Annotated in this window: 7 protein-coding genes; 2 read left to right on the plus strand and 5 right to left on the minus strand. The window is 36.6% G+C overall.

Features of this window, described 5'->3' with window-relative positions:
- Positions 1 to 275 precede the first annotated feature (275 nt).
- The 5 genes from mfd to HMPREF9699_RS01335 form a co-directional block, all read right to left on the minus strand.
- On the minus strand, positions 276 to 3,665 hold the full coding sequence (gene mfd / locus HMPREF9699_RS01315) for a transcription-repair coupling factor (RefSeq protein WP_002661727.1): 3,390 nt from the start codon (positions 3,663 to 3,665) through the stop codon (positions 276 to 278).
- A 198-nt stretch (positions 3,666 to 3,863) separates the two neighbouring features.
- Positions 3,864 to 5,051: an endonuclease/exonuclease/phosphatase family protein gene (locus HMPREF9699_RS01320; protein ID WP_002661729.1), complete on the minus strand. Its 1,188-nt coding sequence runs from the start codon at positions 5,049 to 5,051 to the stop codon at positions 3,864 to 3,866.
- Positions 5,052 to 5,119: 68 nt separating this feature from the next.
- Positions 5,120 to 6,079, minus strand: a complete 960-nt coding sequence (locus tag HMPREF9699_RS01325) for a hypothetical protein (RefSeq protein ID WP_002661730.1) — start codon at positions 6,077 to 6,079, stop codon at positions 5,120 to 5,122.
- On the minus strand, positions 6,076 to 6,708 hold the full coding sequence (locus HMPREF9699_RS01330) for an ATP-binding cassette domain-containing protein (protein ID WP_002661732.1): 633 nt from the start codon (positions 6,706 to 6,708) through the stop codon (positions 6,076 to 6,078). Before HMPREF9699_RS01330 ends, HMPREF9699_RS01325 begins: the two co-directional genes overlap by 4 nt.
- 57 nt (positions 6,709 to 6,765) lie before the next feature.
- Positions 6,766 to 9,459: a carboxypeptidase regulatory-like domain-containing protein gene (locus HMPREF9699_RS01335; protein ID WP_002661733.1), complete on the minus strand. Its 2,694-nt coding sequence runs from the start codon at positions 9,457 to 9,459 to the stop codon at positions 6,766 to 6,768.
- Between the two features lie 132 nt (positions 9,460 to 9,591).
- On the opposite strand from HMPREF9699_RS01335, the gene glmM reads away from it, so the two are divergent.
- Together glmM and rseP are read left to right on the plus strand one after the other, a co-directional pair.
- Positions 9,592 to 10,980 (plus strand): phosphoglucosamine mutase, encoded by a 1,389-nt coding sequence (gene glmM / locus HMPREF9699_RS01340; protein WP_034985390.1) that lies wholly within the window; start codon positions 9,592 to 9,594, stop codon positions 10,978 to 10,980.
- Between the two features lie 63 nt (positions 10,981 to 11,043).
- Complete coding sequence (rseP, locus tag HMPREF9699_RS01345; RefSeq protein WP_002661736.1) at positions 11,044 to 12,405, plus strand: RIP metalloprotease RseP; 1,362 nt, start codon at positions 11,044 to 11,046, stop codon at positions 12,403 to 12,405.
- The last annotated feature ends 32 nt before the right edge of the window (positions 12,406 to 12,437 follow it).

Consider the following 12,437-nt stretch of genomic DNA (forward strand, 5'->3'; position numbering starts at 1 on the left):
GTAGTTATTTTTGTGAGACTGTCTTTTTGGGTAGTCTCTTTTTTTCGGAGTACGGTAGGAGCAAAAAATCAGATAATATTTTTCTAAGAAATTCCCATTTCACCTTAATATTTGATTTTTACATGTTGTGAGTAATTTGAAATCGTTTTAAGACTCAGGCAATTCAAACAAAATAAAAACAGCCACTCTATTCTTATGCTAACAGAGTAACTGTCCTTATAAGAATACCAGGGCGTTCTGGTAAAAAGAGTAAATCCTTTAACCTAAGGAGAATACTACCTCTGGCTGATAGTCTCCAGCAAGGCATTCACAGCCTCTACGCTTTCCACCTGCTCTTTTCTTAGCATCAATTGATTCCCCTCTTTGGTAGATTTTTCTTTCAGTTGAGCAGCGGTAGGGTTTTGGCTTAGGTAATTAATGATATTCCTAAACTGCTCACTTTGGTAAAATTTATCCTGCGGGTTACTCGGGAAATAACCTAGAAATACGCCTTTTTTCATCACTATTTTCTCAAAGCCTATTTCCGCCGCCAGCCATTTCAGCTCCACGGATTTTAATAAATTAATTGCCTCTTCTGGCATCGCTCCAAAGCGGTCTTCTAATTCATTGCCAAAGCGTTGCAAATCTTGTTCATTCTGAATTTCGGCCAATTTTTGATACAAGCTCAATCGTTCCTCTATGCTGGAAATATAGTCATCTGGCAACATAAGTTCGAGGTCCGTATCGATATTCACCTCTTTGGTAGATTTAAAGAGCTTTTTACGGTCTTCTTTATCTTCAAAAAGCGTATCAAAATCCTCCTCGTGTTGTAATTCCTCTAAAGCTTCTTGCATTATTTTTTGGTACGCTTCAAATCCCATTTCATTAATAAAGCCACTCTGCTCACCCCCTAACAAATCCCCTGCACCACGAATTTCAAGGTCTTTCATCGCAATTTGGAATCCACTTCCTAAATCTGAGAATTGCTCTATCGCTTCCAATCTTTTTCTGGCGTCAGAAGTCATCATATCATAAGGCGGGGTAATGAGATAGCAAAAAGCCTTTCTATTGCTTCTCCCCACGCGTCCACGCATCTGGTGGAGGTCTGCCATTCCGAATTTCTGTGCATCATTAATAAAAATAGTATTGGCATTGGGTACATCCACACCACTTTCCACAATGGTGGTAGAAACCAGTACATCATACTTCCCTTCCATGAAGTCTAAAATACGCTCCTCCAGTTCTTTGCCGTCCATCTGCCCGTGTCCCGTAATGACCCTCGCATCAGGAACCAATCTCTGAATAAGCCCCGCCATTTCCTTTAGGTTTTCAATTCTATTGTTAACGAAATACACCTGCCCATCGCGTTGGATTTCATAAGAAATAGCATCACGAATGACCTCTTCATTAAAGCCTATCAACTGTGTTTCTACGGGTTGTCGGTTCGGTGGTGGTGTTTTAATCACGGACAAATCTCTGGCTGCCATGAGGGAAAACTGTAAAGTCCTAGGAATAGGTGTTGCCGTAAGGGTAAGCGTATCAATATTCGATTTCAAAGTTTTTAATTTATCTTTTACTGAAACACCAAATTTATGCTCTTCATCAATGATAAGAAGCCCTAAATCTTTAAACTTCACCTTATCTGAAACCAGCTGATGCGTTCCTATCACAATGTCTAAATTTCCACTTTCTAATCGTTCCAAAGTTTCCTTTTTTTGCTTGGCTGTCCGAAAACGATTGAGATAAGAGATATTGACCGGAAAATCTTTCAGTCTTTCCTGAAAACTCCTATAATGCTGAAAAGCCAAGATGGTGGTAGGTACCAAAACTGCCACTTGTTTTCCATCGGTTACTGCTTTAAAAGCCGCCCGAATAGCTACCTCTGTCTTTCCAAAACCTACATCTCCACATACCAGTCTATCCATGATGGTTTCTGCCTCCATGTCCTTCTTCACATCGGCAGTGGCTTTCTCTTGGTCAGGAGTATCTTCGTAGAGAAAACTCGCTTCCAACTCATTTTGTAGGTAAGTATCTGGAGTAAAGGCAAAACCTTTGGCTGTTTTTCTCTTAGCATAAAGTTTTATCAGGTCAAAAGCAATCTGCTTTACTTTAGCCTTCGTCTTTTGCTTTAAATTTTTCCATGCGGGTGAACCGAGTTTAGATAAGGTGATTTCCTTACCATCGGGGCCATTATATTTGGAAATTTTATGTAGTGCATGAATACTCACATACAGCAGATCTCCATTTTTATAAGTGAGCTTAAAACATTCTTGTACTTTTCCATCATTATTCACCTTTACCAGCCCCATAAACTTCCCAATGCCGTGGTCTATATGCGTAATATAATCTCCTACCTTTAAGGACATCAAATCCTTTAAAGTCAGCTGCTCCGATTTTGCAAAAGCATTCTTTGCCTTATATCTTTGGTATCTATCAAAAATCTGATGATCTGTATACACTACATTTTTAGTTTCAGCATCGATAAACCCAGCATGAAGAGAAGATTTAAAGTTGGAAATATGAAGTTTAAAACTTGAAGTTTCTTCGCTTTCTGTTTCTTGCAACGAATTAAAAATCTCCTCTAATCTTTCTTTTTGTTTTTCGGTGGAAAAAGAAATCCAGATACTATAGCCCTCTTTCTGTTTGTTCTGTAAATCCTCCATGAGCATTTCAAAATTCTTATGAAAACTAGGCTGAGGCGTCTGAAAAAAATCTAAAACCATAGGCTTAAGAGATGCCATAGGCTGTGGTGAAAAGTCCAGTGTTTTAAACTGATGATAGCTTTTAAAAAAATCCACATCCGAGAGGAAGAGTTCCTCTGGCTTTTGATGCTTAATGGCTTCATTCAGGGTTAGAAATTGATTTTCAGATTTTTGGTAAAATCTTTGGAGTCCTTCTAAAGAGAGGTAGGCATTTTTGGTGATGATGAGTGCATCTTTGGGCAATAGCTCTAATAAGGCCTCCTTGGTACCTTGTACGGCATAATTCATATTAGATACCAATTGTAATGCTTCCACTTTTTCTATAGAAAGCTGTGTTTCAATATCAAAAGTTTTAATACTCTCTACCTCATTACCGAAAAATGAGATGCGGTAAGGTTTTTCATTGGCATAAGAAAAGACATCTACTATCCCTCCCCGAACGGCAAATTCTCCAGGTTCTGAAACGAAATCCGTACGGTGAAATTGAAATTGATGCAAAAGCTCTTCGGTGAAATCAAAATCTAATTGATCCCCCACTTTTATTTCATGAGTAATCGCTTTAAAATCTTCTTTTTTAAGCACCTTCTCACTCAATGCTGTATAATGGGCTACGATACATTTGGGGGATTTATCGGCATTCAATCGGTTAATTACTTCCGTTCTTAATACCAAATTGGCATTTTGTGTTCGCTCTATTTGGTAAGGTTCTAAATGGGTAGCGGGGAGATACAATACGCTTTTTTCTCCCAAAAGCTCTTCCATTTCAGTAGTAATATAGTGAGCATCTTCCTTATCGTCGGTGATAAAAAGTATGGTTTTTTGATGAACAATAAAGTATTCCGCGGCTACCAAAGATGCTGCTGAACCCGCAAATCCTTTTACTGTGATATGATTATTTTCCTCTAACGCCTCAAAAATTCGTTCTCCAAAATTCTTTTTTAATAAATAAGGCAAAAATTCCTGCTGTATCGTTTGTAAACCCATGTTTGTTGTTAATCCAATTATAGATAAAGTTTCTTTTTCTTAATCCTCTAATTTATTAATGCACAAAAGCGATTTCGGGACTTTCCGAAATCGTTACTCTTGGGCAAAGGTAAGTTATTATTTCAGGTTTTCAATAGAACATCCTCCTTGAAAATAAAAAAAACAGCACTCCACATGGCACTGGTTTTACTTTCCAAATTAATTTTCTCTTTGTATCACCACAAAGGCAGGAAAATGGTCACTATATCCGCCTGTAAAAGTATCCCCTACCCAAGAGCGGAAAGGATAGCCTTTATAATTTCCTTCTTTATTAATCAAATATTTAGGTGCAAAAACTTCCGTTTTCCAAATAGAGTATTCTTTACTTACGCCTTTCTGAATAAGATTGGGTGTTACGATAATCTGGTCAAATAGGTTAGGTGCATCTTGGTAAGCCAGAGAAGCCACACCTTTCTTAAACAAAGGATACATAAGATTCACGAAAGGTTTTTCTGGAGTTACTTTTTCTTTGCTTTCAGCAGCTCCTAGATGATTTAGCATACTTTTGTTCACAGGGTCATCATTAAAATCTCCCATGGCAAAAATCTTGGTATTAGCATCTTGAGCTAAGATTTTTTCCATCTCCTCCCTCAGAGCTTTTGCTGAGGCGTTTCTCTTAGGAGCAGAGGCTACTTCGCCACCTCTTCTTGAAGGCCAGTGATTCATTAAGAAAGCTACTCTCTCATTATCTAAATAGCCTACTACCACTAAAATATCACGCGTATATTCTCTTTTTCCTGAGCTTCCATAGACCACTACTTCTCTTTTATATGATTTGCTGGGTGAGAATCTTCTTTTTTGGTAAATCAATGCCACATCTATTCCTCTATAATCAAAAGAGTTAAAATGCACTATACCATAATCATACCTTGCCAATGCAGGTTGCTTAATGAGATCTTCCACCACCTGACGGTTTTCCACCTCAATGAGTCCAGCAATGGTAGGAGCAGTTTTAGTGTACTGAGCCCCCATTTCAGAAATCACTTTGGCGGAGTTGGCAAGTTTTTTCTGATAGATTTCATAGGTATAATTCTTAGAACTTTTTGGGGTAAACTCATGAGAACCGCCTTGTTTTCTCACTACTTTTTTTCCTTTCAGGCTTTCATTATTCCATACTCCCATATAGTTTTCCTCCGTTACGGGAAGATATTTGAGGGAATCCAAAGGCACACTACGATGGAAAGCAGGATTAGAGAAATCTTTTGTCCCATCAATATAGTCCGCTGATTGGATGGTATCCCAAAGGTTTTCCACATTCATAAATCCAATGGTAGCTGCACGAACTTGCTTTTGTCCATAATAGCTATTCATCAATAAAACAGCAAAAAGCAACCCGATTTTTTTCATATTTCAAAAGTATTTTATGGTGCAAATATGAGAAAATTATCCTAAAAAACTGCACTTACAAATGGAATTTAAGATTTCCCCATTATACGCTTTAGTTTATTTTTCGATAGGAAATAGAATAAAAAATGAGCGATAAAAAGCATTATTAAGTCTTCATATAGAGAGCAATAGGAAGACAATCGGTTAGCGATTAAAACGAATATTAAAATCATTATACCGATGCCCTTAAATAAATCATTTCTGAAAAATATAAACCTCATCCAAAACAACAAAGGAAGTGTAAACAGAAAATAAAAAACATTCCATACATATCCTTTGGATAAATACAGAATGGATAAAACAAAAGACGGAATAATAATGTATAAATAATTTAAAATATTGTATTTTAGCAGATTAAGAAGAATATCTCCTGCTTTCATTTTAGAAAATTTATAAAAATATAGACTTTCTTTTGTGCCGTATATCTGAAGAATCAAAAAGTAAACGATGCATAACCCAGCAAAATGCAATCCCTCATTATGATGATGAATTCCTTGATACTGAATAAATAAAGAAAATACCAAAATAAAATACTCTAAAGGTTTAGTTCTGATATGCGTATTCCACAAAGGGTCAAAAACATGAAATAAACGGATGGCATGAATACTTATTTTTCTAAAGCATAAAATGAATGGAAAAATTAAACCACCTCCCAGCACCATCGTAAAATGAAATGGATACACCCATAACCAATACAGCAACAAAGGAAAATTACAAATAAGAACATCTAAAGCTATGAGTAAATGTGTCCTGCGGTAACCTATTTGTTTTTTTAATAATGAATAATCATTTCTTTGTAAAACATTTATACTCTGTGTGATAAAAATGAAATAAATACATTCTGTTTTGTATGTCATTTCACTAGTAAATAGATAATACAATCCCATACCATATAACCCCAGTAAAATATACAGCCTGCTTTCATCATCATAGGTTAATTTCCTATACCTATTGAGGTAGATAAGGTGCAATAAATGGAATATTCTCATGGTTTTTCAAAGTAACTTTTCAGAGCAACATTTTTATCAAAATGAGTAATACTGCCATTAGAAATTATAAATTTTTCATCCAAATAAGGTTCTATCACTTCAATAATATGGGACGAAATAAAAACAATATTATCTTTTGAAAGGGCGATAATTTTTTCTAAAATGAGATAATTAGACTCTATATCAAGTCCATTGAAAGGCTCATCAAAAATATACAGCTTATAATCATCAAATTGTAAAACGGCATTCATATACGCCTTTTTTCGAGTTCCCGTAGAGCACTCTTTTAATAGTTTATTTTTTTCTATTTCAAATATTGTATTCCCTTTTGATTTTTTTCCAATGATGGAATAAGAATAAAAATCATAAAATTCAGCAGTAGTCAAATACTCGTACACAAAAGGCTCCGTGGGAACAAATGCTATATCCGATGGTGAAAGTTCTTCCCCATGATACAAAACGCTTCCCTTACGCTTTATGGTATCACATAAGGCCTTAAAAAAAGTGGTTTTTCCTGCTCCATTTTTTCCAAAAAAGCCATACAAACCCGATTTTTGAATAGCAATACGAATATCAGACAATATATTTTTATTCCTATAACGAATATTTTGTAACTCAATATGTAGCATTTTTTGTATTGATTTACTGATTGTAAAAAAGCTGTCTAAAAAAGACAGCTTCTTTCTTTATTTAAAATTAAATTTTACGCTGAGCATTACTTGGCTCGGACGGATATTTATTCTGGACACCGTGGTAGAATAGGCACCGTCAAAGATGGTTTCAAAGACATTTTTATTGGCAATATTGAGCCATTTTAGCTCGAAATCCACTTTTCTTTTTGTCCATGCAAACTGATAAGTCAAATCAAAAAAACCATTTTTAAAAGCCATTCCTGCCTGTTCGGTATTGATTTGATCCCAATTGAATGCCACAGAATGTCCATCCCATGGGAAAACGGTAGCGGTAAATCCATGGTGATACCCTTTATTTTGGGTAGAAAGATTTTGTCTATTATTTTTAGACCAAATCAAGCTAAAATTATAATCTAAAGTCAGCCATGAGAAATAAGCATTGCTCAGTTTCATTCCTGCTCTTTGTTGAGTATTTTTATTTTCAAAATATTCATTGTTCAAATAATTATCCGAAACGGAAGATGAATTCCTGAAATTCACTGCCAGATTAGATTTGAATTTAGGAAAGTACTTCCCCACTTCTGCACTTTGGGAATGAGAAAGCGTACTATTATCCTTTTCCAAATAAGAAATTACACTATACCCTGTATTGTTATTAAAAGGATTAGAAATAAGATTGGAAATCATTTTAGAGACATTGTAATTTACATTAAAAAATAAATTGTTCAATGGATTTCTGTATTCTATTCTGGCTCCACCATTTCTAGAGAATCTTTGCAAAAGTGGATTTTGGGTGTCCATATGTCCTATAGACTGTGCATTGCTCATGATATACCCTGCGTAAAGCATAGAAGCATTGGCAAAAGAATTCCCCATACTTCCGAAAACCCTTGCTTTCCAGAATGAAGCGAATTCATACTGAATGAACGCGGAAGGCTCAAAGGTAGTTTTGCTAAAATCTTTGTTCAGCCCACGCAGAGGATCTTCAGCAAAGATATTATTCATCTTAACAGGCACATTGATGTGCATAGAAAGGGCACTGGATTTATAATTAATCCCCAGCTGGGCGTAAGGCTGATTATTAATGAAAACCATTTCATTATCAAAATTTTGCCCGAAAGGTCGGTAACCATTGCCATTGTCTCCCAAAAGGTGTGCATCAATGCCGTTTCGGGTATAGTTATGCCCTAGTTCTGGCGTGAAAGTCCATCCTCTGTAGCTAAATCCTAATGACGCAGAATGATTGGTCTCAAAAGTATTAGAGCGGAAATATTGCCAAAGTTGTCGCTCTGTCCCGAAGAGATTATTCATCATATTATCAGGGAAGAACACATAGTTTCCCGAAGTGATAAAAAGGTCTTGTTGGTCTTTTTGGTAACTGATATAAGACATTACATTCAGCATTTTTTCCTTTATCGGAATGATGGTACTCAGGGAGTTTTGCACAGAAACCGTAGGCGATTCTAAAGCCTGTGCAGCGTTTCTCTGTGGCGTAGCTTCCAATGGGTTATTAAAAAAGGTAATGGCTCTATCGGCATTCCAAAACTTACTGAATGAAGTAGTATTTTTGAAAAATCCTTTTTTAGCGTTTTTGGTAAAGATGAGTTCTGCTTTGGCTTTATTGGTATAGAAATTATTGCTAATTTTCCTTTCGGAGAGGGTGTTATTCACATCTTTAAACCTCGTTTGCACTTCAGACGCTCTTTCCACTGCGTTATTGGTATAGCTGGCAATGGCTTTCATTTCCCATTCTTTATTTTTAAAAGGGTTAATGAGTATATTTCCAGAGAGATAGTGTACATTATTAAAAAGATATCTCTTTTCGGGTAAATTAGGCGTAGCCGCATTTTCTACACTCACCCACTTATCTTGTGTGGCATTACTTCTTCGTCCTTCCCAGCGGATACCCATCGCGAAAAGTCCCCCTTCGCTTTCCACCATTTCCCCCATATTATTGGTTTTGTAATTCAGAAGCCACTGTATTTTTTTGCTAAAGAACATTGGGGTGAGTTTTACATTCCAAAGGGCGGGATCTGCTATTCCAGAGCCTACTTCTCCCCTTCCCGTCATGGTAACTCTATTTTTAAGCCTAATGTTAATCGCTGCTTGTTCCGTAGGAACTTTTCCTTGAAGAATTTTCACAGGCTGATGACTTTCCATCACTTCCACTTTTGCCACAGCATCTTTGGGTAATGAATTATTTACCACACCATAGCCTCCTTCCATAAGATCTTTATCTTCTACATAAAATTTGGAAATCGGCTGACCTTGGTAGAGGATAGAACCGTCTTTATTCACCTCAAAGCCAGGCATTCTTTTCAGTACATCAGAAAGGGTACGGTCATTTTTAGTATCAAAGGACTTAAGGTCATAGGCAATGGTATCTCCCCTTTTGGTAATCAATTTTGATTTGATGATGACCTCCTTAATTTCAGTGACCTCAGAGGAAAGTGAAAAATTGAGATTTTGAGTATCATTTTTAATCTTTTTAGTTTGTGATTTATGGTTAAAGGCTTTCACCTGTACGCTGATATCGGTAGCATCCGTAGTAAAAGTAATTTTATAATTTCCCTTTGCATCGGTAATGCCATAAGAAATAATGGCATCTTTCCCTGCTTCTTCCAGTGTTACAGAAGCACTGGGAATAGGAGCACCACTGGCATTGGTTACTTTACCCGAAAGTGTTTTCTGTGCCGAAAGCACAACAGAAAAAAGAATGGAAAAAAAAAGTGTAAATCTGTATGTCATGATACGGTTTTTAGTGGATGAGTAGCTATAAATTTCAAATTGTTACAAACATACGAATCTTCTACCCATCCGACTTAAATAATAACAATGTTTTTTCCTAATTTTGTGGAAACATTCATATCCAATAACTTTATGGCACTTATAAAATCTATTTCAGGAATTCGAGGAACCATTGGCGGGAAAGTAAATGACAATCTTACGCCTTTAGATGTGGTAAAATTCACTTCTGCATTCGGCTCATGGCTTCAGAATAATAAAAATAAAAAAGATTTAACCTTAGTCATCGGGCGTGATGCTAGAATTTCTGGACAAATGGTCTCTTCACTGGTGACCGCTACCCTACAAGGCTTGGGCATCCATGTCATAGATTTAGGGCTTTCTACCACTCCTACAGTGGAAGTAATGGTTCCTGAACTAAATGCCGATGGAGGCATCATCCTTACCGCTTCTCATAATCCCAAACAGTGGAATGCACTCAAACTGCTTAATGAGAAAGGAGAATTTATCAACGGAAAAGACGGAGCAGAGGTTTTGGCTTTAGCGGAAAGTGAAGATTTTAATTATGCCGAAGTAGATGACCTAGGCAAATATGAAACAAGAAATGACGGCTTTGATATCCATATTAAAAAAATCCTCCACCTACCTATGGTAGATGCCGATGCCGTAAAGGCAAAAAAATTCAAAGTAGTTTTAGATGCGGTCAATTCTACAGGCGGAATTTCTATCCCTCCACTTTTGGAAAAATTGGGCTGTGAAGTCATTCCTTTGTATTGCGAACCAAACGGACAATTTCCACACAATCCTGAGCCTCTCAAAGAGCACCTTATCGATATTTGCGAACTGGTGAAAAAAGAAAATGCAGACCTCGGCATCGTGGTAGATCCCGATGTGGATAGATTGGCACTCATCGATGAAAAAGGAGAAATGTTCGGGGAAGAATACACTTTGGTAGCCGTGGCAGACTATCTTTTGAACCATAAAAAAGGTATTGCCATTTCTAATTTATCTTCCAGTAGAGCTTTAAGAGATGTAGCACAATCCTTAGGTTCTGAATATTTTGCCAGTGCCGTGGGAGAGGTGAATGTGGTAACGCTGATGAAGGAAAAAAATGCAGTCATCGGTGGGGAAGGTAATGGTGGTATCATCTATCCAGATTTGCATTACGGAAGAGATTCTTTGGTAGGAATTGCACTGTTTTTAACGCATCTGGCAAAGAAAAATATGACCGTTTCTGAACTGAGAGCGTCTTATCCTGCTTATTTTATGGGCAAAAAGAAAATAGAATTAACCCCAGAAATCAATGTGGATACGCTCTTAGAAAAAGTACAAACGAATTATCATAATGAAGAAATTTCTACCGTAGATGGAGTAAAGATAGATTTTGCCGAAAACTGGGTACATCTAAGAAAATCTAATACAGAGCCTATCATCCGTATCTATACCGAAGCCAAGTCTCAAGAAGAAGCCGATGCTTTAGCAGATAGGTTCATATCAGAGATGAAGGCAATAGCTGGAATCTAATCCCCCTTAAATTTTGGCAAGATTTTTATATTTAAGTACATTTGCAAATTAATATTTTAGTACATGGAATTAGCATTGCAGATTGCACAATTTATTCTTTCTATCTCTATCTTAGTGGTTCTTCATGAACTGGGGCATTTCTTACCTGCCAAGTGGTTCAAAACCAAGGTAGAAAAATTTTACCTCTTTTTTGACCCTTACTTTTCTTTGATTAAAAAGAAAATAGGCGAAACAGAATACGGCATCGGGTGGTTACCTTTTGGCGGATATGTAAAAATTGCGGGTATGGTAGATGAAAGCATGGATAAAGACCAACTCAAATCTGAACCTCAGCCGTGGGAGTTCAGATCAAAACCTGCTTGGCAAAGACTCATCATCATGCTAGGTGGAGTTACGGTAAACTTCTTTTTGGCATGGCTCATCTTCTCTGCATTGAGTTTTAATAACGGTGAAACTTATACAGACCTTAGAAAATTTGAAAACGGTATAAGCGTTACCGAAGCAGGAAAAAAATTAGGCTTTCAAAATGGTGACCAACTATTAAAAGTAGATGGCAAAGAAGTTACCCGATTAGAAAACGCCTCTTTAGATATCCTATTTTCAGATGAAGCCACCGTAATGAGAAATGGTAAAGAAATCACATTCCCCATTAATGAAGATGGTGTAGCCGAGATTATTAAACAAAGAGAAACCAAGCTATACCTCTTGCCAAGAAATAAAGGCATTATCATTGATAGCCTCGTTTCTGCCACTGCTAAAAATTCAGGATTAACCAAAAACGATGAAGTACTTGCAGTAAATGGACAGCCTGTACACTACTATGATGAGTTTTCTTCTTTGGTACATGCCAATAGTGGTAAAACTATTTCATTAGATGTAAAAAGAGATGGAAAAACAGTGAATATTACAGAAGTGTTAGTAGATGAAAATGGGAAAATAGGTCTTACTATGAAAAGCCTTTTGAAAGACATATCCCACTATCGTACACATGAAAATTATTCCTTTTTTCAAGCAATCCCAAGAGGCTTAGAAAGAACTTTCGCATCACTCACTACCCAAGTAAAACAGTTTAAAATCATTTTTAACTCCAAAACACAAGGCTATAAACAAGTAGGAGGGCCTATTGCCATTGTGAAAATGATGCCTGTGGAAAAAGGTGAAAAAGGCGAAATGAGCATTAACTGGACGGCATTTTGGACTTTCACCGCAATGTTCTCCGTATGGCTAGCATTTTTAAATTTGCTTCCTATACCAGGGCTTGATGGCGGTCATGTAGTATTTACACTATGGGAGATGCTTAGAGGAAAACCTGCACCACAAAAAGTATTAGAGAATGCCCAGATGATAGGTATGATTTTCTTACTTGGACTTATGCTCCTCATCTTCGGGAATGATATATTTAAAGTTTTAACCAATAAGCTTTAAGCAAAATCCATCATAGAAAACTCTTCCACAAG

The sequence above is a fragment of the Bergeyella zoohelcum ATCC 43767 genome (genome assembly GCF_000301075.1).
Taxonomy (GTDB): Bacteria; Bacteroidota; Bacteroidia; order Flavobacteriales; family Weeksellaceae; genus Bergeyella; species Bergeyella zoohelcum.